We start from the raw sequence: 21,953 nt of genomic DNA, 5'->3' as shown, positions 1-21,953 counted from the left end.
ACAACCCGGCCCGGCGGACGATAGGCCTGCCCACCGAGCGGCGAGTCAGTCCTCCCGCCGTTCACGCATGCTCTGTCGGGTGAACTGCGGCGTCGCGCGGATGCCCCGGCGGCTGCGGAACGAGAGGAGCAACAGGACAGCGACGACGACGGTACCGACGCCGGGCACGATGGCCGCGGTCGGGGCCGAGAACGCGTAGAGGATGGCTGTCGAGAGGACGGTCCCGGTCAGCAACAGCCCGAGGATGAGGCGCTTGGCGAGGCGGTCGAAGACGTTGCGGTCGTCGACGAGCGTCGCCTCGACGGCGAGGTTGTCGCGGTTGACCTTGTCGAGTGCGGTCTCCAGTTTCGGTGGCGTGCGGAAGACGGACTCGACGGACTGGCGTGCCTCGCGGGCGCGGTCCTCGACGAACTGCCGGGCGGAGTCCTCGAGGAAGCCGTTCTCACGGAGGTACGCCGTGGCGACGGCGATGAAGTCGAAGTCGGGGTCGAGGGTCACGCAGACGCCCTCGACCACGGTGGCGACCCGGAGGACGAGCGCGAGGTTCGGCGGCAGGCGCAGCGGGAACTCGTAGATGGTGTCCTCGACCTGGTTCACGATCTGGTTCACCCGGTACTGCTCGATGTCGTCGCCGCGGGCGTCCTGGATGGCGAGTTCCATGATGTCGCTCATCAACTCGCGGTCGGCCGTCGGCGAGAGCGTCCCCATCTCGATGAGCGTATCGAGGATGCGGTCGATGTCCTGCGCGGCGACGGCGGCGTAGAAGTCGACGATCTTCTCCTGGATGAACGAGTCGACCCGGCCGGACATCCCGAAGTCGTAGAAGACGATGGTCCCGTCGTCCTGTACCGCGAGGTTGCCGGGGTGGGGGTCGGCGTGGAAGACGCCGTCGACGATGAGCATCTGGAGGTACGACCGCTGGAGCCGCTCGGCGAGTTCGTGCCGGTCGACGCCGAGTTCGTCGAGGTCGTCCAGCTCCGATATCTTGGTGCCAGGGACGTACTCCATCGTGAGGACGCGCCCGGAGGAGTGACTCGGCACCGACCGTGGGATGCGTATCTTCGGCTCGTCGACGAAGTTCCCCCGAACGCCCTCGAGCATCTCGCGCTCGCGGGCGTAGTCCATCTCCTCGGTGATGGTCTTCTCGAACTCGTCGGCCAGCGTCTCCAGCGAGAACGACCGGGCCTCGTCGACGAACCGCATCAGGATGGGGATGGAGAAGCGGATGACCCGGAGGTCGGCGCTGACGAGCTCCTCGATACCGGGGCGACGGATCTTGACGGCGACTGGCTGGCCGTCGACCTTCGCGGTGTAGACCTGCCCGAGCGAGGCACCGGAGATGGCCTCGGTGTCGAACTCGGCGAACCGCTCGTCGATGGGGCCGAGGTCCTCCTCGAGGACCTGCTTCGCCTGCGACCACTCGGCGGGCGGGACGTTGTCCTGTAACTGCTCGAACTCCTCGACGTACTCCGGGGGGAGGACGTCCGGGCGCGTCGAGAGCAGTTGCCCGAGTTTGATGAACGTCGGGCCGAGCGTGAGCATCGACTCGAGGAGTCTCTGTGCCCGACGCCGACGGGTCGCCGAGTCGACGGTGCGGCCGCTGCCGAAGAAGAGGAACCGCTTGCGGTCCCTCGCGTAGGCGAGCAACAGCGGCAGGAACTGGTAGGCGACGACGAAGAACCGTCGGTACGCGCGGAGGAGTGCCACTCGGTGTCCCTCTACGCGTCCGTCACTTCGACGTGCGTTCCGGCGTCACCACGGGACTTCGGGAGGTGGAGTTCGAGCACTCCCTTGCGCATCGTGGCCTCGGCGCCGTCGCCGGTGGCGTCCGGGGGCAGGGGGAGTTCGGCGTCGAGGAACAGCGAGCGATCCTCCGTGAGGTACCGGTACTCGCTGGGGAGGGACTTCTCGCGTCGGGCCTCGATGCGGAGGCGACCACGGTCCACGGTCACGTCGAGCGTGTCCGCGCTCACGCCGGGGAGGTCGAGGACGACGAGGTAGGCCTCCTCCGACTCGAGGAGGTCCGCGAACACCGCGTCGGGCAGGTCGCGCAGGGCATCGCGAAGCGCTGACATTGACGTCCCTACGACAGCCACGTCGAAAAAGGCCCCGAATCCGGCCGTCTCTCTCCGCCCGAGGCGCGTGGTAGCCGCTGTCGAGGGGAGAAAACACTTACCCGTACAGTGACAAGAGTACCACCAGATGCCCCTCCCCGTCCACCGCCGCGAGACGGCCTCCCGACCGGCGCCCCGCCATCCCCCGCCGCTCCGCCTCGTCAACCCCGGCTCCGACACCCGCACCGCCACGGTCCTCGTCGACGGGGGCGACGGGCGTCCGACCGCCCACCTCGTCCGCGTGGCGGCTGGCGAGACGGCCACCGTCCCCCTCCCCGATCACGACGGCCGGGTCACCGTGGAGTGTCACCTCGACGGCGGGGGGGCCTCGGCCGTCGTCACGGTCGACCCGACAGAGGGTGAGGAGCCGATACTGAGTCTGCTGGAGTCGACGGTCCTCGTCACCCGCTGAGCGGTCGCATCAGCGGGACTCCGCCGACCCCGACTCACCCGCTCCGTCGCCGGCGAGTCGGTCGACCTCGTGGTCCGGCTTCCACTCCCCGGCCTCGCGCGGGTCGACGTGGACGAACACGTCGTCGATACCGGGGAGTTCGCGGATGGACTCGACCACCGCCGTCTCGATGTCGTGGGCCTCCAGCAGCGTCCGTTCCCCCTCGACCTCGATGTGGAGCGAGACGTCCACCTCGGGGCCGACGTAGTGTGCCACGACGTCGTGGGCGCCCCGCACCTCGGGGTGCGAGAGCGCGCGCCGCACGATCTCGGCCCGGAGGTCCTCCGGCGGGGCGGAGCCGACGAGGTAGCCCACGTTGTCACGGACGATGTCGTAACCGGTGTAGAGGATGCCGAACGCGACGACCCCGGCGGCAAGCGGGTCCAGCAGCGGGAAGCCCGCGGCCGCACCGAGGACGCCCACCAGCGCCGCGCCGGCGGTGAGGATGTCGTTGCGGTTGTCCAGCGCCGTCGCCCGCAGCGCCGGGGAGTGGTACTCGCCGGCGATCCGCAGGACGTAGCGGAACAGCCCGTACTTGACGAGCGCGGCGAAGACGAGGACGCCCACGGCGGGGCCGCCGGCCCCGACCGCGACGTCTCCCGAGAGGACGCTCCGGCCGGCCTGCCAGAGGACGAGTCCACCCGCGGCGAACACGCCCAGCGCGACGAACAGCGAGACGAACGGTTCGATGCGCTCGTGACCGTGCGGGTGCTCGAAGTCAGGCGGTTGCGTGGTCAGGTAGAGGCCGCCCAGGACGACGAGACTGTACACCGTGTCCGCGAGACTGTTGACGGCCTCGGACCCGACGGCGAGGCTCCCGGTCAGCCCGTAGACGGCGGCCTTCGCGAGCACCAGGACGAGGTTGGCACCCAGCACGAGGAGTCCCACTCGCCGGAGCGCGGTCCGTCGGTCCACGCCGGACGTTGGCGAGCCCCCGACAAATGCCCTTCGGGCGTCAGCGGTCCGCTCGGGCATCTAATCGGGTGTTTCGCCACCTCTAATCGGCGCGTTCGTCGGGACGCAACGTCGTTCAGTCGAACCGGACCGTCTCGGTCGGGCCGCCGCTCGCGCCGGGCTGTGCGGCGAACGCCTCGTGCAGCCGTTCGAACGTCGCGTCCACCGCCTCGACGATGACCTTCGTGTCAGAGAGGACGGGCATGAAGTTGGTGTCACCAGCCCACCGCGGGACGACGTGGGTGTGGAGGTGCTCACCGATGGACCCGCCCGCGGCGCTCCCGAGGTTCAGGCCCGCGTTGAACCCGGCGGGGGAGAGCGCGTCGTCGAGCGCGTCGAACGTCCGCTGTTTCAGCCTGGCGTGTGCCACCAGCGTCCGCTCGTCCAGGTCGCGGTAGTCCCCAGTGTGCGTGTTCGGGATGACCATCACGTGGCCGGGGTTGTACGGGTAGTTGTTCAGCAGGACGAACGCCCGGTCGTTCGCGGCGACGACCCGGGACTCGCGGGCGTCTTCGCGCTCCGGCAGGACACAGAAGGGACAGCCGTCGATGCTCTCGTTCCGGTCGTCACGTTCGACCCACTCGATGCGCCACGGCGCGAACAGCTGGTCCATGCTCCCCCTACGCACCCCGACACTTAGTGCGTGTGTCGAGTGTCGGCTTCGGGGTCGGTCTCCTCACCCCTGCCGTCGGGCCGCAGGTCCGACAATCGTACAAGTATCTGTCGGCCGTTCAGGCCCGTCGACGCCGCTGAACGGTCCTGCTACCGTTCGCCCCGCGTCTCCCACAGAACGGTTCGAGACGGTTCAATGCCTCCGATTTCACCGCAAAATCGTCTGAAAACGTTCGCAACGGAGGTCCTGGTTTATGTCCTGCTCCCGAGTACGAGCGGGTGATGACAGTCGAGCCGACCGCGGTCGACGGCGACGTCGAAGAGGAGTGTGCGGAGTGCGGCCGACCGACCCCGCACGCCGTCGCCATCGAGATCCGAACCGAGTCCGAGAAACGGGAGAACGCGGCCTTCTCCCGCGAGCCGTACCGCGTCGCGACCTGTCGAGCGTGTGGGACGGAGGACGCCATTCGGATGAACAACGCCTGAGTCTGCCCGTTTCTGCCACCCGAACTCGTTCACGTCGCGCGCCGCGGAGCGCCGCTACACTCGACCCGAGACGACGCCCACGCTGACCTCCTCCGCGAACGGGGGGTCGAGCGCCAGGAGTCGGTCGCGGAGTCCCGCTTCGAACGCTTCGGCGTCGTCGCCGAACGTCGCGCGCGAGGCGAACGAGAGGGAGAACACGTAGCCGATCACGCCGTCGACGGTCCACTCGCGTTCGACCTCGAACTCGCGTTCCGTCACGTCGCGGTAGCCGTTCCGTTCGAGCACCGCCGCGTGGGGCTCCTCGTACTCGACCTCACCCGTCTCGCGCTCCGGCAGGTCCTGGAGGTACTCGCTCACCGTCTCGTGTGCCACCACCCACCACTCGCCCCGCCCGCGGTGGAGCGCCTCGCGGTCGCCGAACAGCGCGACGCCCCCGTCGGGGTCCGTGAGCCGACGAAGGGTGTCGAGCGTCCGGTCGCGGTCCATCCAGTGGAACGCGCGGCCGATGGTCCTCAGCCGCAGTGGCCCGAGTCCCGCGTCGATGTCCGCGTCCGAGCCTTCGACCCACTCGACGGTCTCGACGCCAGCGGCCGCCGCACGCTCGCGCCCCGCCGCGAGCATCTCGGGGTTCGGGTCAATCCCGAGCACCCGGCCGGCGTGGGCCGCGAGCGGGAGTGTGAGTTGCCCGGCGCCACACCCGAGGTCGAGGACGGTGGCGTCGCCGTCGACGCCGAACCGGTCGACGACGTACTCGACGGCGGCCTCACCGTAGCCCGGCCGGTGCTCGGCGTAGTAGCGTTCGGTGCCGCTGAACCGGGTCGCGGGGTCGTCGTCGGGGGACACGGGAACGGGGACGAACGCCCCGGCGCGCAAGTACCCGTCGGTCTACCGCGGGGAGTCGCGGCCCCACTTCTCGAGCGCGACGGCGAGCGCCGGTGACGTCTCCGCCTTCGTCTCGAGGCTCACGCCCTCGCCGTAGGCCTCGACTGCCGCCCGGAGCGCCCGGGCGCCGGCCTCGGTGCCGTCCGGGTGGCCGTGGATGCCGCCACCCGCCTGGACGATGACCCGGTCGCCCGTGGCGTCGAGGACGCTGTCGACGATGCCGGGATGGAGGCCGCCGGAGGTGACCGGCACCACGTCCCGGAGGCCGTGCAGGTCCGACCGGAGCCACTCGTTGATGCCGACCGTGTCCTCGTTCTCGAGTTTGCCGAACCCGGCGGTCCCGGTGTGGAGGTGGTCGACGCCACAGAGCCGCGACACCTGCGCGAGGACCCGCATCGAGACGCCGTGCTGTGGCAGCCGATCGAACGCCGCGTGCATCGCCCGGTGGGCGTGGATGGCGACGTCGAGGTCCTCCGTGCGGCGTCGGACGGTCTGGACTGCTGCCCACCCGGCGGTGACCACGTCGACCATCACGAACCGGCCGCCGTGGTCGGCCACGTACTCCGCCCGACGGACCATCTCGTCCGTCTCGGCCGTGACGTTGACGAGGTAGTCCTTCTTCTCGCCCGTCTCGCTCTCGGCCCGGTCACGCATCTCCAGCGACTGGGTCACCCGCTCCTCGAACGGGTTGAAGTTCTGGTCGGTGAGGTTCTCGTCGTCCTTCAGGAGGTCGACGCCGCCGACCCACGCGTCGTAGCCGATCTGTGCGTGCTCCTCCGTCGAGAGTCCCACCTTCGGCTTCGGGACGGTCGCGAGCGCGGGTCGGTCCTCGGCCTCCAGTATCTCCGTGAGCACGGCCGACCCGTACTGCGGGCCGGGGAACCCCTTCGTGAGCGCCTCGGGCCACTCGCAGTCGGCGAGTCGGATGGTGTCGACGGCCTTCATCCCCATGATGTTCCCGGCGATGCAGGAGAGGATCTGGGGCATGCTGCCGGCCTCGAACAGGGCGGCCGGGTACGCCACCCGGACGGAACCGTCCTCGGCCACGTCGAACGCGTGGGCGGAGTAGCTCCGGACGTCGGACTCGGGCGAGAGCGCCGCCCACGTCCCGTTGGAAGATTCGCTGGCGACGCGCGCGGCGGCCTCGCCCATCGTCAAGCCCTGTCCGGGCTGGATGTGGAACTCACAGACCAGGTCGTCCGCGGCCGGTTCGTACGACTCGTCGAGGAAGTCCTCGTACGCGATACCCATGCCGACGGAGTACGACGGCCCCCCTCAAAGGTGTTGGCGGCGGGGCAGGGGCTCGGTGGGTTCGGTCGCTCCGAGAGTCCGAGCCACGAGGCGGGGTCAGTCGCCCGCCACACCGTCCCCACGCCGCCGGTAGGACCGGTACGACATCACCGCGCCGTCCACGATGACCCGCTCGCTCTCGCCGCTCGCCTCCTCGGAGAGCGCGACGCCCGGTACCTCGTCGCCGTACACGTACGGCGTGTCTTGTCGTAGCATACCACACACCGTGGGCGGCCAGTATATAAACCTATGTCAGACGTTAACGTGGGTAGCTGTCACACGGGCCACTCGGGTGCGAGCGAGTCAGCGCCGCCCATCCAGAGATGTCTGCGGGCTGGCACGCCTCTGCGCCAGCGATGAGGAGCCGGGTAGCGACGCCTCCAGACCGCCCTGTCGGCGGCTCAAGCGACGCGTCTCGGACGAACGGGAGCCTTCGGTGACGCTGTCCAGAGCGACCGAGAGCGCCCTCGACCCCATCACCGGAACCGCAACCTTCCCGTTCGCCCCCGACCAATCACCACCATGTACCGTGGTGTCGTCCTCGACCTGGACGGAACCGTCTACCGCGGCGGGTCGGCCATCGAGGGCGCGCCCGCGGCCATCGAACGGCTGCGTGACCGGGGCCTGAACGTCCTGTTCTTCTCGAACAACCCGACGAAGACGCGGGTCGACTACGTGGAACGGCTGGCCGGGATGGGGGTCGAGGCAACGGTCGAGGAGGTGCTGTCCGCGGGCACCGTGACCACCGAGTACCTCCGCGAACACCACGCCGACGACCGGACGTACCTCGTCGGGGCGCCCGGCCTGCGCGAGCAACTGCGGGCGGCCGACCTGCCGCTGACCGACGACACCGATGCGGCGGAGGTGCTGGTCACCTCGTGGACAGAGACCTTCGACTACCGGCAGTTGACCGACGCCTACCGGGCCGGCAAGGACGGGGCGACGTTCCTCGGGACGGACCCCGACCGGCTCGTCCCCGCCTCGGGCGACCGGATGGTCCCCGGCTCCGGCGCCATCACGAACGCCGTCGCCGGCGTCCTCGAACGCGAACCGGACCGGGTCCTCGGCAAGCCCTCGGCCGAGGCCGTCGCGATGGCCCGCGAGGCGCTCGGCGTGCCCCTCGAGGAGTGTCTCGTCGTCGGCGACCGCCTGAACACGGACCTAGCCCTCGGGGAGGCGGCGGGCATGACGAAGGTGCTCGTCCGGACGGGCGTGGCGACGGACGTGGACGTCGAACGGAGCGCGGTGACCCCCGACCACGTGCTCGACTCGCTGGCCGAGGTGGACCGCGTCCTCGACGTGGGTGGCTCGTAGGGCGCAGTCGTCGCTCTCGCTCGCGTGACAGTCGACCGAAAGAACCGAGACGCCCCGCGTCGTACGGTGACGCGTGCCACGCGGCACGAGGGAATCCAATGACAGCGAAACTGCTGCTACTGGCCGGTGACTTCGTGGAGGACTACGAGATCATGGTGCCGTTCCAGGCCCTGCAGGCGGTCGGCCACGAGGTACACGCCGTCTGCCCCGAGAAGGAGACCGGAGACACGGTCAAGACGGCCGTCCACGACTTCCGTGGCGACCAGACCTACCTCGAGACCCGGGGACACGACTTCGAACTGAACGCGACGATGAGCGAGGTGGCCCCCGCCGACTACGACGGCCTCGTGGTACCCGGCGGGCGAGCCCCCGAGTACCTCCGGACCTACGACGAGGTCCTCGAGACGGTCCGGCACTTCTTCGAGCACGAGAAGCCGGTCGCGGCCATCTGTCACGGCCCGCAGATACTCGCGGCCGCGGGCGTCCTCGAGGGCCGGACCGGGAGCGCGTATCCCGCCTGCCGTGCCGAGGTGGAGGCCGCCGGGTGCTCGTGGGTCGACGGCGTCGTCACCGACGGCAACCTCGTCACGGCACAGGCGTGGCCCGACCACCCCGAGTGGATCGCGCAGTTCCTCGACGTGCTCGGTACGGAGATACAGCACGGGGCAGCCCCGGCCGCGGCGGACGACTGAGTCACCCGACGTCACGCTTTTCGAGCGCCTACCGGAACCAGCATCGCGCGTGGAGGTCTTTCTCCAGCATGAACGACTGGGCCGTCGCGAACGTGTCGGCGAACGCCCGGACGAACTCGGCCGAGGTCGGCCCGGTGTATCTGACCCCCTCAAAGTAGACGCCAGTCTCCGGGTCCTCGGGGGCGACGACCCGCCCGTGCAGACTCGTCTCGCCGTCGGTCTGGGGTGACTCGGCGCTCCAGCGTTCACAGAACGCGAGTATCTCCACCATCGTGGGCGAGTCACCGACCCTCGCCTGTGGGTCGACGTACCCCTCGTCGAGCAGGGTGCGCGCGTCGGCGACCGGGAGTCGCTCGAACTTCACCACGCTCGTGTGGGACCAGTCCACCTCGTGGCCCAGCGCGATTCGCTCGCGCTCGCTGTCTGTGGCGACCTGCATACCGTGTGAGAGGTCTGCCGCAGTATCGAACCCTTCGCTCCCCGCCCGCCACGGTGGCGGGCTACTCGGTGGCCGCCGCGTCGCCGAGCACGAGTTCGTCGACGAGGTGGCCGACGATGGCCTCCTCGCGGGCCTTGACGAACGCCTCGAACGCGTCCGGTTCGGGGGTGACCTCGGGGTAGTGGTTGCCAGCCTCGATTCGGACCCGCTCGTTGTCGGTGAGCGTCCCGAGCCACTCGTCCGGGGCGGGCTCGGTCCTCGCGGCGGCCGTCTCCGCCTCGACCAGCTGGAGGTTGCCGAGCCGGTCGACGCCGTCGGCTGGTGCCATCGACCGTGGGTAGACACGGTCGACGACCATCTCGCCCACGTCGCCGTCGGCGTATGCCTCGTCCAGCAGGCCGAGGACGGCCGCGACGTCGGCGTCGGCGAACTCCTCCCCGGCTCCTGCGCCCCTGGCCTCACTCACGGCGCGACGGACGTCCTCAGGTGCCGGCTGGACGTTCAGGGACTCGAACAGCCACTCGCCCGGGAAGGTGTCGAACGACTCGTCCGTGCGCTCGAGCGCGGCGAGCATCTCCCGGGCCTTCGTCCGCCGGAGCGTCCCGTGCGAGTCCCGTAGCAACAACAGTCGGGCGAATAAGTGGAAGACCGCGTTCCGGTTCGGCGCGTCCACGACCCCGTCCTGTTCGTAGTAGAACTTCGCCAGCAGGGCGACGTAGGCCCCACTGTCGACCGTCTCGCCCGTCAACCCCACCTGCGTGAGCGTCTGGAACGCCCTGTCGAGACTCCCGACGAACGTGCCGTAGGGGTCGTCGTCGTCACCCTCGGCCCGCCAGAGCGCGTGCAGTCGGTCGAAGTCCGCGCGCTCGAACTCCCCGACGCTGCGGACGCCACCGAGGTCACGCCCCAGCAGGTAACACGAGTACCGCACGAACAGCCGTCGAGTCGTCTGCCGCTGGAAGCCGGGGTACTCGCGCTGGAAACGTTCTATCCACTCCTCGATGCGTGCCCTCGGGTTCAGTGGACCAGCCGACTCCTCGAGGTACGGCCAGTAACTCATCAGGTTCGAGAGCAGCAACTGGTACGGCTTCGGGTCCGAGCCCTGCGTGTTGATGCGCTGGAATATCTCGCGGATGTGTTCGGTCTCGTGGCTAACCTCGTGTGAGGGCAGGGGGTGTTCGAGCACCCGGTCGACGACGTCGTTCACCACGCCGACGGCCACGTCCCGGAGTTCCTCCCGAGTCGCCTCGTCGGCGTCGACCGACGCGTCCTCGACGGTGGCTCGCACGTCCCGGCGCAGACTCCGGACACTCCCGATACGGCCGTTCTCGTCCACCACCGCCGACAGCGGGTGCCAGAACCGGTGGGTGCCGTCCTCGTCATCGTAGCCGAACCGGTCGGTCTTCCCGAACCCCTCGGCGCGCCGGAACCGGAACGTGTAGTCGCCGGCCAGCGATGGCTCGTCGTAGTCGGGGTGGCCGAACAGGTCGACACAGAGCACCTGTCGCTCCCAGTTCGCCACGTCCGACCGGGAGCGTCCACGTCCCCCGACGTACTGGGCGATGCTACCGGTCAGGCCGACGAGCACGGAGTTGAGTCGCTGCTGGCCGTCGATGACGAGGGTGTCGAACCGACCGGCGTCGGCGGGTTCGTTGTACCGCTGGAAGCCGGCGTCGTACACCGCGTCGGGGACGGCCCCGTCGCCGGCGACGTAGTCGCGGATGAACTCGTAGGCGACGTGGTCGCGTTCGGTCCGCCGGATGTTCCACGTGATGACGAGGCCGACGGGGTAGTCCCGTATCAGCGAGTCGAACAACCCCTCGATCTGTGCGGGCGACCAGACGAACTCGCGCTGCAGACCGGGGAGGAACGTGGCGTCGTTGAGTTCGCTCAGGTAGCTGGCGATGGAGTCACGCATACCGTGCGGGCACGTCGAACACCGCCCGCATAGCCCTACCTACTGCGGTCAGATTGGAGTCGAGACGGCACGGCGATTCGGTGGGCCAGCCTCGACCGGTCAGACGAGGCCGCGAATCCCCGCACCGAGCGGCGGGAGCAGGAGCGAGGCACCCACCGACAGCAGGGTCAGCTGCCCCATCGCGGCCCACTTGCCGAACGTCCCGACGAGCAGGAGCCAGAGCGCGAACAGCAGGAGGACGGTCCCGCCGAGGTAGAGCCCCGACAGGAACGCCCGGCGCAGTGTCGGGGCCGCGAGGCCGACGAGCGCGCCACCAGCGACGAGGCCCACCCAGTGGACCGAGCCGAGCACGACGCCGACGAGGAACGCGCCGGCCAGCACGAGGTCGGCGCGGTCACCCTCGCGCAGATCGGTCAGTGCCGCGGGAGTCAGGAGACTCACTCGCCTGCACCTCCGTCGGACCCGCCTCGCTCGTCCGACGTGACTCGTCGCTCTGCGAGCGACTCACCTCCCTCGACGAAGACGATCTCACGGGTCCCCTCCACCTCGAACGTGAACTCGCGGTACTCGCCCTCGCGCCACTCGTCCAGCTGGTCGGCGTAGTGTGGCGAGAAGTAGTTGGCCGACTGCCCGCCGGGGATGATACCGACCGAAGGCGAGCCGAAGGTGGCGACCATCCGCCACGAACTTCCGGCTTGCGTCCCGCGGTTGACGCGGAAGTTCGAGACGGTGAACAGCGAGCCGTCCGTGGGTGCCTCGGGGTAGTCGAGCGCCTCGACGGGGAACGGGTGGTTCAGGTCGACCACGTTGTAGTCGGCGTACGTCTCCAGACCGCGCTCCTCGCGCTCCTCGACGGCGAGGCGCATCGCGCGGGCGACGATGTCGGCCCGCGTCTCCGTCTCGGGCGTGCGCTCGTCGTCGAACCACTCCGAGTCTGCCGGGAGGCCCGCGAGCGTGGAGTACTTCGGGTAGTAGCTCTCGTCGAGGCCGGCGGGGTGGTACTCGTCGTAGAACGTCGCGTTGCGGTAGTGGTCGCGGAACAGCGCGTAGAGCAGCGCGTCCTCGGAGCCCTGCCGCATCCGGCCGCGGAAGTCCTCCAGTTCGAGCGCTGCCGCCGCCCGCGTCTCCGGCTCCATCGCGTCGGTCGCGTTCAGGATGATCGGCTTGAACTCCTGGGCGGCGGCCGAACGCACGTCGCGCTGGACCTGCTGCATGAACTCGCGGGTGACGGGGTCGTCGCTCTCGACGCGGGCGTCGAGACGGTCGTAGATGCGTGCCCCCCGGTAGGGGTCCGCGTAGCCCGGCGAGTACGAGATGTAGAACGGCGGGTCGTCCATGGTCCGCTGGTTCGCCGTCGCGAGGTACTCGGGGTCGCGGACGTGTGGCACCTCCTCGTAGTCGTGGAAGCCGGGGCCGTCCCAGTCGACCTGCCCATAGGGCTCCCAGCCCTGCCACTCGCCGTGGCCAGCGGAGCCGTTGAACACCCGGTTGCCGGGCACCGTCTCGCCGTCGACGGTCCGGATGGGGTAGCGCCCGGTGATGCGGAAGTACGTCCCGCCGTCGCGGTCGGCCGCGACGATGTTCTGCGTGGGCGTGTCCATCAGCCGGACCGCGGCCTCCACGTCGTCGATGTCCTCGGCGTGGTTCAGGCCGCGGATACCCTGTGCCTCGCGGGTGCCGGCGAGACCGAGCCACGAGACGGCGACCTCCTCGCCCTCGCGCTCGAGGAGCGGGCCGTGGACGGTCCGCTCGATGGTCACCTCGACGTCCTCGCCGTCCTTGACGGGGATGGTCTCCGTGGTCCGTTCTATCTCCCGCTCCTCGCCCTCGTACAGGTAGGTGTCCTCGCTCGGCCGGACGTAGCTGTAGAGGTCGGTCTGGTCCGCGCCGACGTTGGTGAACCCCCACGCCACGTCCCGGTTCTGGCCGATGACGACGACCGGGAGGCCGGGGAACGCGACACCACGCACGTCGAGCGAGCGCTCGCCCCCGTCCTCGACGACGAGGTGTTGCTCGTACCAGACCGGCGGTACCGTCAGCCCGAGGTGCGGGTCGTTCGCCACGATGGGGGTGCCGCTGTCGGTGTGCTCGCCGGAGACGACCCACGAGTTCGACCCGATGCCGGGTTCGGTCTGGTAGGGTGCGAGCGACTCGTAGAGTGCGCGCATGTCGCCGACCGCGCGCCCACCGTCGCCCGGTGCCTCAAGCGAGGCTCGCTCGGCGTCGGTGGGCATCGAGGCCGTCTCGCCCGCGACGACCTCCCCGCCCACCGCCCGGTCGACGATGGCAGAGTCGTGGTCGAGTTGCTGCGGGTAGAGGTCGGCGGCCTCCGGGAGTCGCTGTTCGACGGTCTGTTGCTGGACGTCACGGAAGTCACCGGTCAACTGCCACGCGATGAGTTTCCCGACCAGCAGGGTGTCCACCTCGTCCCAGCGCGTCGGCTCGTAGTCGTTCAGCCGGAACTCGAGTGGCAGCGGCTGGGCGTCCATGTAGCGGTTGACGCCCTCGGTGTAGGCGGCGACGCTCTCGCCTGACTCGGTGCCCTGGATGGTCTCCCACGAGGCCTCGGCAGCGTCCTCGAACCCCATCTTGCGGTGGAAGCGGTCGGACTCCACCGCCTGCGCGCCGAAGGCGGCCGAGAGGTTTCCGGCCATCAGCCGTCGCTGGAGGTCCATCTGGAACAGTCGGTCACGGGCGTGGACGTAGCCGACGGCGAACGCCATCGCCCGCTCGTTCGAGGCGGTGATGTGGGGCACTCCGTCCTCGTCGTACCGGACCGTCGCGGTGCCGTACGGGTTCTCGACGCGTTTGGCTCCGGTGGCGGTCCGGGCCACCGTGTCGGCCACGGAGCCGTCGTTGGCGCCGTACGCCGGGCCCCACGCCTCGCCGCTGACGGGTGCGGCGAGCGAGAGGAAGCCCCCGGCGAAGACAGCGCTCAGGACGAGGAGGGCCGCACACGCGACGGTCACCGCCGCGTGGATGAAGTCGTCTCGCATACCTGCGACCGACCGCCGGACGGCGAATAAGTGTTCGCACCGAACGGACGGTCAGTCCCTCGGTCGCTCGCCTCGCTCCGCGTCCTCCGGCTCCGACCCGAAGACGAACCCCTCGACCACTCGCCGCTCGCCCGGGCGGTCGTCGTCGTACTTGTACCGCGTGTCCGGGGCCTCGTCCTCCGTGGCGCGGTGCGAGCCGTCGCAGAACGGGCGGTCCCCCGAGAGGCCGCACTGACAGACCGCGATGTCACCCTTCTCGTCGTCGATGTCGTCCTCGGTCAGGTACCGGGGCCCCGTCGCCTCGTGGGTCACCTCTCGCATACCGGAGAGGACCGGGCCACGGGCTTGAGCCTTCGGGCGCCACCGCTGTCCAAACCGTTATGCGCGGGCCTGCAGTCGGGTCCGGTATGGAATGGGTGGCGCTACTGACCGGGCGGGGGCGCCGGGACGCGGCGCGGCGGACGAGCCGCCGTGACCGCGTCCTCGGGTACCTGCTGATGCTCGTGGTAGTCACACTCGCGTACACGCTCATCTATCAGTTCCTGATGGATGCCCTCGAGGGCATCGACCGGGAGTTCTCTGCCGCGTTCCTCGTCGTCATCGAGTCGTTCACCACGACGGGCTACGGTGAGGACGCGAACCTCTGGACCACCTGGCAACTGCGGTACTACGGAGCCCTGATGCAGCTCACTGGGGTGGCGCTGGTCTTCCTCGCGCTCCCCGTCTTCCTCGCGCCGTGGGTCGAAGAGCGCATCTCCCAGACCGCCCCCACCTCGGTGGAGGGGCTCTCGGACCACGTCGTCATCGCCGGCTACACGTCACGCGGACAGGCACTCGTCGACGAACTCACGTCGCGTACCCGGCCCTACGTGATCGTCGAACCGGACCGCGAACTCGCCAACGAACTCTACGTCGAGACGGACCTGAACGTGGTCCACGGCGACCCCGAACTCACCGAGGACCTGCAGGGTGCAGGGCTCGACGCGGCCCGTGCGGTGGTCGCGGACGTGGACGAGGAGGTCAACGCCTCCATCGCGCTGGCCGCACGGAGTGCCGAGGACGTCGAGATAATCACGTTCGTCGAGGAGCCCGAGATGGAGGTCTACCACCGCTACGCGGGCGCTGACGAGGTGCTCAGCCCCCGCCAGCTCATCGGGGAGAGCCTCGCGAAGAAGGTGACCGCCGGTATCACGCCGCGGCTCGACGGCGCCATCGAGATCGACGAGGACTTCGACATCGTCGAGCTGCCGGTCCAGGCCGGCAGCGACATCGTCGGTCGGACCGTCGCCGATTCCGGCATCCGCGAGCAGACGGGTGCCAACATCGTGGGCGCGTGGTTCCGCGGCGAGTTCGCCTCCCCACCCCCGCCGCAGGCCCACATCGACGACCAGACCATCCTCGTCGTCGCGGGCAGCGAGGCCCAACTGTCGAAGGTGAAGGACGTGACCCTCTCCGAGCGCCGCCAGTTCGGCTCCGGGCACGTCATCGTCGCCGGGTTCGGGGAGGTAGGGACGACCGTCGCCCACGAGGTCGAGGAGCGCGAGACGATCGTCGTCGACCGGCGCGAACGGCCGGGCGTCGACGTGGTGGGCGACATCACCGAGGCGGAGACGCTCCGGAAGGCGAACGTGGCCGAGGCGTCGACCGTCATCCTCGCGGTGAGCGACGACACCGACGCAGTGTTCGCCACGCTCGTGCTGCGCGAACTCGCGCCCGAGATCGAGGTCATCGCCCGTGCCGACGCGACCGAGACCGTGCGGAAACTCTACCAGGCGGGGGCGGACTACGTCCTCGCGCTGGCGACCGTCGCCGGCCGGATGCTCGCCTCCTCGATTCTCGACGAGGACGTCATCTCGTTCGACCAGCAGGTGGAGCTCGTCCGTATCAGCTGTGGCCGTCTCGCCGGTACCACGCTCGCGCAGGCGGACGTGCGTGCAGAGACCGGTGTGACCGTGTTGGCCGTCGAGCGCGACGGCGAGACGCTCACGGACGTCGGCCCGGACTTCCGCATCGAGGAGGGCGACGCGCTCGTCGTCGCGGGCACCGACGAGGACATGAGCCGTTTCTCGTCGTTCGTCGGGGAGTGAGAGCGTAGCGTGGCGAGAGCCCCCTCAGGCGGACCGCTTCGCCTCGTCGAGCCACCGCGGTTCGTCGAGGACGACCCCACCCTGCTGGACCAGGTCGACGCGGACCTGGACGGTGAACTGCTCGGCGCCACGGTCCACCGTGGCCTGGTAGACGACCCGCTGGACCGACCCGTCTGCCGCGACGACGAGGCCCGCGTCGAACGCGGTGACGTTCGCGGGGTCGACGCCGCTCCCGAGCAGGGACTGGAGGTTCCGGACCTCGCTGGCCCGGTAGCGGAAGAACGTCCGGTTCCCGCGCTCGATGCGTTCGGCGTTCTTGTACGTCACGTTCTCCAGTGCTGGCCGGACGAGGTCCGCCGCCGTGTACGCACGGGGGTCGTAGCCGGCGTCGGCGGCGGTGTCGTAGGAGGCCTCGCCGTCGACCGGGCCGGTCCGGACGTAGGCGGTCCCGTTCGTCACGAACCGCTCACGGACGGGACCGTTCGAGACGTTCGTGGCCTCGTAGCCGCGCTCCCGACGCACGTTCGTCGACCGGACCGCCGAGAGCGACGACCGACCCGGGTCCGTCAGCAGGGTCGCCTGGTACCTGACCGTGAACGACCCGCTGTCGACGAGCGTCGTCTGGTGTCGGTCGAGCGCCACACCGAGGTTCGCCGCGCCGGAGGGGCCGTAGCCGGCCGGGAGCGGCACGGCCGTCGGCGTCGCGGTCGCGCTCTCCGTGTCCCCGTCGGTCGGCGTCTGGGTGGCGGTCCCTCCCGGCGCGGCGTCCGGTGTGGGTGTTCCGGGGCCGAGCGGGGCGGCGCCGAGGAACGAACACCCCCGAGAGCGACAGCAGGGCTGCCAGCACGAGTGCGGCGAGACGTCTGTCCATGTTCGTTCGTTCACGAACGTCCCACCTGACAAAAGATCCCGCGAACCCCTCAGCCGCCGAAGCCGTTCATCAGAGGCCGTACACCTCGGTTTCGGGGTGGAAGTCGAGCCACGCGAAGAAGAACTCCGGCGACACCTCGTTGGCCTGCGCGAGCCGCCGTCCCTCGTGGGGGCCGTCGACGGCCCGGCCACCGACCACGCGCCACCGCGACCCGCCACCGACGAGGAAGGCGCCCTCGCGCTCGAACGTCAGCGGCTCGCCGTCGACGGTCCGCTCGTACGCGACGAGCGTCCCCTCGGCGGTGGCGGCGACGACGACGGGCAGGTCGCCGACGGTGTCGTTCACCACGCCCGCGTCCTGCACCGGCTGGAGGGGATACGCGCGGGCCACTCCGTCGTGTGCGACGCCGACGACCATCGTCTTGGGGTGGAGTCGGTCGTCGTCGAACTCGCCGCCGAGGCCGATGCGCCGGGTGTTCTCGTAGGCGGCGTACGGGTTCTCGTCGTAGTTCCGCGTCTGGTCACGTCCGGTGACCGTGTTCGACTCGGGCGGGGGCAACAGCACCTCACCGTCGGGGTGGGTCGCGCGGAACTCGCCCCACGTCGTGAGCGTCGACGGGACGAGGGTGAGCGTGTCCCCCGTCTGGACGCCCTGGATGGCCGCGGCGGCGATCTGCGACCAGAGCGACCGCGTCTGCCGGTCGTACATCACCAGCGCGTTCCGGTAGAGCAGGCCGGAGACGCCGAACACCGCGCGGCTCTCGTTCACCCGACGAACGGCGGTGACGCCGCTCGCACAGAGCGGGCAGTAGGTGACGAGCAACGGGCCGCCGTAGTCGTCGTTGACGATCTCGTGCCAGTTGAGCACCCGGAGCGGGTAGGCACGGGCGGACGCCAGCCCGGTCGGTTCGTCGGTCCCGAGCGTCCCGGAGACGGCGTCTCGCTCGACGACGAGGACCCGGTCGTCGTCCACGAGCGCCGGTCGGGAGGTGTACTCGATGCCCGTACGACTGCGGGCGTCCATCTCGAGTCCGTCCCAGTCCGCCGCGAACAGGGGGTCCGTGATGGCGGGGATGGCGTCGATGCCCGCCCCACGGCGGAGCTCCGAGTCGGGGACCGGCACCCTGACGCCGTTCACCAGCGTCCGCTCGCCAGCCGTGTCGCCGTCCCTGCCGGCTGCGGTGGCGGTGTCGCCCCCGTCGGTGGCCGACTCGCTGGGGGTGTTCCCGTCGCCCGGCCCACCGCCGGTCAGCCCGTCGAGACATCCGGCCAGCCCGGCCAGCCCGCCAGCCCCGAGGACGCCGAGATAGCGTCGCCGTCTCATGGGGACGTATTCGCCGTCGCGAACGATAAGGTGCGACGGGGTCGTGTGTCTACTGCTCACAATCGCCGTGCGGCTATACACAGCTCGAGCAGTAGTCGAACCATGCACACGCGGCGGTCGTTCGTACGGGCGGGGGTGGTGGCCGGGCTGGCCACGCTCGCCGGGTGTCTGGGTGGCAGTTCGGACGCCGCGCCGGAGGGTGAGACGCTCCAGTCTCTCGACGTGGCGGGGTCACCGGGTGGCCCCGTGGCCGTCCTCCCGGACGAGGTGACCCTGCTCGACTACTGGGCGACGTGGTGTGCGCCCTGCAAGCCACAGATGGCGGAACTCCGTGCCGTCCGCGAGCGGTTCCCGGACCTCCACATGCTCTCCATCACCAACGAGGCTGACGAGGCGGCTATCCGCTCGTTCTGGGTCGAGTACGATGGAACCTGGCCGGTGGCGACGGACACCGAACTGCGGACCAACGACCGCTTCGGCGTCACCGCGATGCCGACCCTGCTCGTCTTCGACGCCTCGGGCGCCGAGGTGTGGCGTCACGTCGGCCTCGCGCGTGCCGAGCGCATCGTCGAACGACTCCGCGAGGCTGGCGCGGGCGGGTGAGTGATGGAGGTGGACTCGCTCCGGATTGGACTCGCGTTCTCCGCCGGGGTAGCGACGTTCTTCGCGCCGTGTGCGTTCCCGCTCCTGCCGGGCTACGTGGCGTTCTACCTCGGGCGAGGTGACGGCGAATCGGACGGGACGCCCACGACCGGTCGGGTCCGCCGGGCCGCCGCGGTGGGGCTACTGGCCTCGCTGGGGTTCTTCATCGTCTACGGGGTCCTCGCCGCAATCGTCGCGTCGCTCGGGGCGAGCGCGCTCGCCGACATCGCCCTCCTCGAGGTGTTCGTGGGGGGGCTGCTGGTCGTCCTCGGCGTCGCGATGGCGAGCGGCCGGGTCGACACCAGCGCCTTCCACCTGCCGCTCCCCGAGCGCCGCCGGTCGGCCACCGGCTACCTCCTGTTCGGCGTGGTCTACGGCGTCGCCGCCGCCGGCTGCACCGCGCCGGTGTTCGTCGGACTCGCCCTGTTCGCGCTCGGCAACGGTCCGGTCGGGGCCGCGGTCACGCTCGGCGCCTACGCTCTCGGGATGTCGGTGCTGATGGTCGCCGTGACGCTGCTGTCGGCGCTGGGCCGGGAGGGGTTGCTCCACGTCCTGCAGCGCAACACCGGCCGCGTCTCGCGTGTCGCGGGCGCGCTGCTAGCGCTCGCCGGTGTGACGCAGCTCTACCTGTTCGTCTTCGACTTCGACTACCTCGGCGTCCTGCGACTGCTCTAGTCGCGCGGGAGGACCACCTCCCACGGCTGCTCGCCGACGGTCCGCCGGGCCGTCAGCGCGGGGTCGCGGAACGCGAACACCCGGACGGTCAGTTCGGAGACGTCGTCGCCGAACACGCGGATGGGCTCGAACGGGTTCTCGCCCGTCTTGTCCGTGCCCACCTCCTCGAGGTCGCCCCGGACGACGACGCTCCACGAGGCGTTCCCCTCCTCGCCGTAGCAGACGAACGTGGCTTCACTGGTCTGCTCCAGGAACTCCAGTTTCTCGCTGTCCCCCTCGTCGGTGAGCCGGAGGTAGAGCCGCCCGGCCTGGACCGTGTGTGAGATGGGGATGGCGTACGCCCGGTCGGACTTCGCGAGGGCGAGGACGCCCGACGGGGTCTCCTCGAGGCGAGTCATCGCCTCCTCGTCGGTCATCCCGATGGTCTCGACGTATCGTATGGAGTCCATACACTGAGTACCAGCCGACGCGACTTCAACCAGCCGTGGGCGTGCGACGAACTGCCTCGCCGGTCGGGGCTCCCGGCGGCGAGACCCCAACCGCTTTGCCGGGGGCCACGCACCGACCGACATGGACGAAGGAGGCATCGTCTTCTTCCGGACCGGCGCACTCGACGCGGTCGTCGACTTCTACACGAAGCGCGTGGGCGCGACGGTCTGGCGCGAGCAACCGGACTGCACCATCCTCGAGTACGACGGTTTCCACTTCGGCTTCTGCGACCGGGCCGACCCGGAGACCGACGGCATCCTCACGTTCGTCGTCCCCGACCGTGGCGGCGTCGACGCGGCTCACGAGCGCCTCGCCGCGGCCGCCCGCGAGACGCCCCACCTCAACGAGACCTACGGTATCTACCAGTTCTTCGCCGACGACCCAGAGGGGCGGGTCGTGGAGTTCCAGTGTTTCGAGTAGGTCCCGACGGCGGGTACGTCACGTGGTTAGTACACTCTTAGCGTCGTTACAGGCAAGCTTCCGTACGCCAGCGACCCCCTTCGACTTTCGTCGTCGTCTGTGAAAGTTTGGGCAGCCAGACTGACAGTTCAACGAGTCTGTAACTATCGCAGTACACTCCTCAGCGACGGATGGAGCCCTCGGGGGGTTGGGAGGCTTCGGTCGCCGTCTCGTTCGCCCCGTCGGCTCGGACAACCATGGAACGACGAACCTACCTCAAGACGGTCGGCGGTCTGGGCGTCGTCGGCGCGCTCGGCCTCGGGGCGACTGGCCTCGGGGCGGCGCAGGCCGGCTCGACGCTCAACGTACAGAGCCAGAACATCGGCACCGTCACCAACGACGACGGGAACATCACCGAGGTGTTCGTGAAGCCGCGGCTGCGAATCCAGTGGAACGGGTTCGACGAGGTGGTGGAACGCGCCCGCATCCTCGTGGAGGCACGACTCGAACAGGGCCCTGGTGGGGTCGTGCTCCCCGCGTGGGAGAGCGAGATAGACGCGCTCCGAGACGACATCTACCAGACGCTCGGTAACGACTACGGGACCTATCCCCTGCTACAGGACAGCTACGTCCCGGTGTTCCGCGAGACGCCCTTCCTCGACAACGACGAGTTCTACCCCGAGAAGCTCACCAACGAGGGTACCTCGGGCGTGTTCCCGGAGGGTGGCGGCCGGTTCCCGCTGTTCAGCCGTGCCTCGGAACGGACCAGCCGGACTGACGACTACTTCAAGAGCGAGCCGCCCGCGAGCGAGATCCCGCCCATCGTCCTGTTCTCGGACACGGACTCACGGCCCGATTACGCTGGGCTACCGGGGAGCGACTCCGACATCGGCGAGACCCCCGGCGACTACCTCAGCGGGTTCAGTATCAGCGGCGGCGGGAACCTGCTCAACGGCTCGTACGGGTCCGCCGGCGACACGTCCCTGCTCGACAACGAGGCCGACGGGACGAACGCCACCCGGTACATCGGGCTCCGGTTCACCGTCTCGCTGCGAACCTCGGCGTCGAACTCCCCGCTAGCGATGAACGGGACCGACGGGCTCCCGACCTACGAGGAGGCGACGAGTCCGACCGCGTGGCCCGAGCAGAACGTCGGGTACGCCGGTCTGGAGCGGATCGCCGGCACCCACCCGGCGGTGATGGTGGCGACGACGCAACTCACGCTCACCGCCGCCAACGAGGAGGCCACGTCGTCCGGGGACGGCATCCTCGGTGGCGGAGTCTCCTGAAGCGGCACGTCACGAGCGACCGACCGGGTC

General features: G+C 69.6%; 24 protein-coding genes. 9 read left to right on the top strand and 15 right to left on the bottom strand.

Annotated elements, in window-relative coordinates; genetic code table 11:
• Positions 1–45 precede the first annotated feature (45 nt).
• On the bottom strand, positions 46–1,707 hold the full coding sequence (locus N0B31_RS06420; RefSeq protein ID WP_260595027.1) for an ABC1 kinase family protein: 1,662 nt from the start codon (positions 1,705–1,707) through the stop codon (positions 46–48).
• An 11-nt stretch (positions 1,708–1,718) separates the two neighbouring features.
• Positions 1,719–2,075, bottom strand: coding sequence for an Hsp20/alpha crystallin family protein (locus N0B31_RS06415; protein ID WP_260595026.1), 357 nt, complete (start codon positions 2,073–2,075; stop codon positions 1,719–1,721).
• Between the two features lie 127 nt (positions 2,076–2,202).
• On the opposite strand from N0B31_RS06415, the gene N0B31_RS06410 reads away from it, so the two are divergent.
• Positions 2,203–2,526, top strand: a complete 324-nt coding sequence (locus N0B31_RS06410; protein WP_260595025.1) for a hypothetical protein — start codon at positions 2,203–2,205, stop codon at positions 2,524–2,526.
• Between the two features lie 9 nt (positions 2,527–2,535).
• Here the strand turns inward: N0B31_RS06410 and N0B31_RS06405 are convergent, their stop codons facing one another.
• Together N0B31_RS06405 and N0B31_RS06400 are read right to left on the bottom strand one after the other, a co-directional pair.
• A complete protein-coding gene (locus N0B31_RS06405) occupies positions 2,536–3,480 on the bottom strand; it encodes a cation diffusion facilitator family transporter (RefSeq protein ID WP_260595024.1) in 945 nt (314 codons plus the stop codon).
• A 115-nt stretch (positions 3,481–3,595) separates the two neighbouring features.
• The gene (locus N0B31_RS06400; protein WP_260595023.1) at positions 3,596–4,132 is read right to left on the bottom strand and encodes an HIT family protein; all 537 of its coding nucleotides are present in this window, start codon (positions 4,130–4,132) and stop codon (positions 3,596–3,598) included.
• A 281-nt stretch (positions 4,133–4,413) separates the two neighbouring features.
• Between N0B31_RS06400 and N0B31_RS06395 the strand changes: the two genes are divergently transcribed.
• Entirely contained in the window at positions 4,414–4,617 is a 204-nt protein-coding gene (locus N0B31_RS06395) for a DUF7835 family putative zinc beta-ribbon protein (RefSeq protein WP_260595022.1), read from the top strand.
• 54 nt (positions 4,618–4,671) lie between these two features.
• Here N0B31_RS06395 and N0B31_RS06390 read toward each other — a convergent pair whose 3' ends face one another.
• The 3 genes from N0B31_RS06390 to N0B31_RS06380 all read right to left on the bottom strand — a co-directional run bounded on the left by N0B31_RS06390 (position 4,672) and on the right by N0B31_RS06380 (position 7,005).
• Positions 4,672–5,460, bottom strand: coding sequence for a class I SAM-dependent methyltransferase (locus N0B31_RS06390; protein WP_260595021.1), 789 nt, complete (start codon positions 5,458–5,460; stop codon positions 4,672–4,674).
• 42 nt (positions 5,461–5,502) lie between these two features.
• Positions 5,503–6,750, bottom strand: coding sequence for a type III ribulose-bisphosphate carboxylase (gene rbcL, locus N0B31_RS06385; RefSeq protein WP_260595020.1), 1,248 nt, complete (start codon positions 6,748–6,750; stop codon positions 5,503–5,505).
• Between the two features lie 96 nt (positions 6,751–6,846).
• Positions 6,847–7,005: a hypothetical protein gene (locus N0B31_RS06380; protein WP_260595019.1), complete on the bottom strand. Its 159-nt coding sequence runs from the start codon at positions 7,003–7,005 to the stop codon at positions 6,847–6,849.
• Between the two features lie 306 nt (positions 7,006–7,311).
• Here N0B31_RS06380 and N0B31_RS06375 point away from each other — a divergent pair, with 306 nt between their 5' ends.
• Both N0B31_RS06375 and N0B31_RS06370 read left to right on the top strand, forming a co-directional pair.
• Positions 7,312–8,103 (top strand): HAD-IIA family hydrolase, encoded by a 792-nt coding sequence (locus N0B31_RS06375; RefSeq protein ID WP_260595018.1) that lies wholly within the window; start codon positions 7,312–7,314, stop codon positions 8,101–8,103.
• A gap of 98 nt (positions 8,104–8,201) precedes the next feature.
• Positions 8,202–8,795 (top strand): DJ-1/PfpI family protein, encoded by a 594-nt coding sequence (locus N0B31_RS06370; RefSeq protein ID WP_260595017.1) that lies wholly within the window; start codon positions 8,202–8,204, stop codon positions 8,793–8,795.
• A 28-nt stretch (positions 8,796–8,823) separates the two neighbouring features.
• On the opposite strand, the gene N0B31_RS06365 is transcribed toward N0B31_RS06370, so the two are convergent.
• The 5 genes from N0B31_RS06365 to N0B31_RS06345 form a co-directional block, all read right to left on the bottom strand.
• Positions 8,824–9,234, bottom strand: coding sequence for a hypothetical protein (locus tag N0B31_RS06365; RefSeq protein ID WP_260595016.1), 411 nt, complete (start codon positions 9,232–9,234; stop codon positions 8,824–8,826).
• 61 nt (positions 9,235–9,295) lie between these two features.
• A complete protein-coding gene (locus tag N0B31_RS06360) occupies positions 9,296–11,152 on the bottom strand; it encodes a DUF262 domain-containing protein (RefSeq protein WP_260595015.1) in 1,857 nt (618 codons plus the stop codon).
• Positions 11,153–11,251: 99 nt separating this feature from the next.
• Positions 11,252–11,593, bottom strand: coding sequence for a hypothetical protein (locus N0B31_RS06355; RefSeq protein ID WP_260595014.1), 342 nt, complete (start codon positions 11,591–11,593; stop codon positions 11,252–11,254).
• Positions 11,590–14,148, bottom strand: coding sequence for a penicillin acylase family protein (locus tag N0B31_RS06350; protein WP_260595013.1), 2,559 nt, complete (start codon positions 14,146–14,148; stop codon positions 11,590–11,592). The genes N0B31_RS06355 and N0B31_RS06350 overlap by 4 nt, the downstream gene beginning before the upstream one ends.
• A 51-nt stretch (positions 14,149–14,199) precedes the next feature.
• Complete coding sequence (locus N0B31_RS06345) at positions 14,200–14,469, bottom strand: CDGSH iron-sulfur domain-containing protein (protein WP_260595012.1); 270 nt, start codon at positions 14,467–14,469, stop codon at positions 14,200–14,202.
• A gap of 86 nt (positions 14,470–14,555) precedes the next feature.
• Between N0B31_RS06345 and N0B31_RS06340 the strand changes: the two genes are divergently transcribed.
• Positions 14,556–16,235: a potassium channel family protein gene (locus N0B31_RS06340; RefSeq protein WP_260595011.1), complete on the top strand. Its 1,680-nt coding sequence runs from the start codon at positions 14,556–14,558 to the stop codon at positions 16,233–16,235.
• A 24-nt stretch (positions 16,236–16,259) separates the two neighbouring features.
• Here the strand turns inward: N0B31_RS06340 and N0B31_RS06335 are convergent, their stop codons facing one another.
• On the bottom strand, positions 16,260–17,120 hold the full coding sequence (locus N0B31_RS06335) for a DUF7537 family lipoprotein (protein ID WP_260595009.1): 861 nt from the start codon (positions 17,118–17,120) through the stop codon (positions 16,260–16,262).
• Positions 17,121–17,175: 55 nt separating this feature from the next.
• The gene (locus tag N0B31_RS06330) at positions 17,176–18,429 is read right to left on the bottom strand and encodes a DUF3179 domain-containing protein (RefSeq protein ID WP_260595008.1); all 1,254 of its coding nucleotides are present in this window, start codon (positions 18,427–18,429) and stop codon (positions 17,176–17,178) included.
• A gap of 102 nt (positions 18,430–18,531) precedes the next feature.
• Here N0B31_RS06330 and N0B31_RS06325 point away from each other — a divergent pair, with 102 nt between their 5' ends.
• Both N0B31_RS06325 and N0B31_RS06320 read left to right on the top strand, forming a co-directional pair.
• Positions 18,532–19,032, top strand: a complete 501-nt coding sequence (locus N0B31_RS06325; protein ID WP_260595007.1) for a TlpA family protein disulfide reductase — start codon at positions 18,532–18,534, stop codon at positions 19,030–19,032.
• A gap of 3 nt (positions 19,033–19,035) precedes the next feature.
• A complete protein-coding gene (locus N0B31_RS06320) occupies positions 19,036–19,746 on the top strand; it encodes a cytochrome c biogenesis CcdA family protein (RefSeq protein WP_260595006.1) in 711 nt (236 codons plus the stop codon).
• Here the strand turns inward: N0B31_RS06320 and N0B31_RS06315 are convergent.
• Positions 19,743–20,195 (bottom strand): pyridoxamine 5'-phosphate oxidase family protein, encoded by a 453-nt coding sequence (locus N0B31_RS06315; RefSeq protein WP_260595005.1) that lies wholly within the window; start codon positions 20,193–20,195, stop codon positions 19,743–19,745. The genes N0B31_RS06320 and N0B31_RS06315 overlap by 4 nt on opposite strands.
• Positions 20,196–20,316: 121 nt before the next feature.
• Between N0B31_RS06315 and N0B31_RS06310 the strand changes: the two genes are divergently transcribed.
• Positions 20,317–20,655, top strand: coding sequence for a VOC family protein (locus N0B31_RS06310; RefSeq protein ID WP_260595004.1), 339 nt, complete (start codon positions 20,317–20,319; stop codon positions 20,653–20,655).
• A gap of 236 nt (positions 20,656–20,891) precedes the next feature.
• Positions 20,892–21,923, top strand: a complete 1,032-nt coding sequence (locus tag N0B31_RS06305; RefSeq protein ID WP_260595003.1) for a hypothetical protein — start codon at positions 20,892–20,894, stop codon at positions 21,921–21,923.
• Positions 21,924–21,953: the final 30 nt, after the last annotated feature.

The sequence above is a fragment of the Salinirubellus salinus genome (assembly GCF_025231485.1).
In the GTDB taxonomy this organism is placed as follows: Archaea; Halobacteriota; Halobacteria; order Halobacteriales; family Haloarculaceae; genus Salinirubellus; species Salinirubellus salinus.
The sequence above is the reverse complement of the archived record's forward strand: the minus strand, read 5'-3'. Positions and strand labels throughout refer to the sequence as shown.

Bases quoted from the DNA above. Each gene is read 5' to 3' on its own strand.
- N0B31_RS06415 (WP_260595026.1), bottom strand. From the start codon at position 2,075: ATGTCAGCGCTTCGCGATGCCCTGCGCGACCTGCCCGACGCGGTGTTC.
- N0B31_RS06410 (WP_260595025.1), top strand. From the start codon at position 2,203: ATGCCCCTCCCCGTCCACCGCCGCGAGACGGCCTCCCGACCGGCGCCC.
- N0B31_RS06400 (WP_260595023.1), bottom strand. From the start codon at position 4,132: ATGGACCAGCTGTTCGCGCCGTGGCGCATCGAGTGGGTCGAACGTGAC.
- N0B31_RS06395 (WP_260595022.1), top strand. From the start codon at position 4,414: ATGACAGTCGAGCCGACCGCGGTCGACGGCGACGTCGAAGAGGAGTGT.
- rbcL (WP_260595020.1), bottom strand. From the start codon at position 6,750: ATGGGTATCGCGTACGAGGACTTCCTCGACGAGTCGTACGAACCGGCC.
- N0B31_RS06380 (WP_260595019.1), bottom strand. From the start codon at position 7,005: ATGCTACGACAAGACACGCCGTACGTGTACGGCGACGAGGTACCGGGC.
- N0B31_RS06375 (WP_260595018.1), top strand. From the start codon at position 7,312: ATGTACCGTGGTGTCGTCCTCGACCTGGACGGAACCGTCTACCGCGGC.
- N0B31_RS06370 (WP_260595017.1), top strand. From the start codon at position 8,202: ATGACAGCGAAACTGCTGCTACTGGCCGGTGACTTCGTGGAGGACTAC.
- N0B31_RS06365 (WP_260595016.1), bottom strand. From the start codon at position 9,234: ATGCAGGTCGCCACAGACAGCGAGCGCGAGCGAATCGCGCTGGGCCAC.
- N0B31_RS06360 (WP_260595015.1), bottom strand. From the start codon at position 11,152: ATGCGTGACTCCATCGCCAGCTACCTGAGCGAACTCAACGACGCCACG.
- N0B31_RS06350 (WP_260595013.1), bottom strand. From the start codon at position 14,148: ATGCGAGACGACTTCATCCACGCGGCGGTGACCGTCGCGTGTGCGGCC.
- N0B31_RS06345 (WP_260595012.1), bottom strand. From the start codon at position 14,469: ATGCGAGAGGTGACCCACGAGGCGACGGGGCCCCGGTACCTGACCGAG.
- N0B31_RS06340 (WP_260595011.1), top strand. From the start codon at position 14,556: ATGGAATGGGTGGCGCTACTGACCGGGCGGGGGCGCCGGGACGCGGCG.
- N0B31_RS06330 (WP_260595008.1), bottom strand. From the start codon at position 18,429: ATGAGACGGCGACGCTATCTCGGCGTCCTCGGGGCTGGCGGGCTGGCC.
- N0B31_RS06325 (WP_260595007.1), top strand. From the start codon at position 18,532: ATGCACACGCGGCGGTCGTTCGTACGGGCGGGGGTGGTGGCCGGGCTG.
- N0B31_RS06320 (WP_260595006.1), top strand. From the start codon at position 19,036: ATGGAGGTGGACTCGCTCCGGATTGGACTCGCGTTCTCCGCCGGGGTA.
- N0B31_RS06315 (WP_260595005.1), bottom strand. From the start codon at position 20,195: ATGGACTCCATACGATACGTCGAGACCATCGGGATGACCGACGAGGAG.
- N0B31_RS06310 (WP_260595004.1), top strand. From the start codon at position 20,317: ATGGACGAAGGAGGCATCGTCTTCTTCCGGACCGGCGCACTCGACGCG.
- N0B31_RS06305 (WP_260595003.1), top strand. From the start codon at position 20,892: ATGGAACGACGAACCTACCTCAAGACGGTCGGCGGTCTGGGCGTCGTC.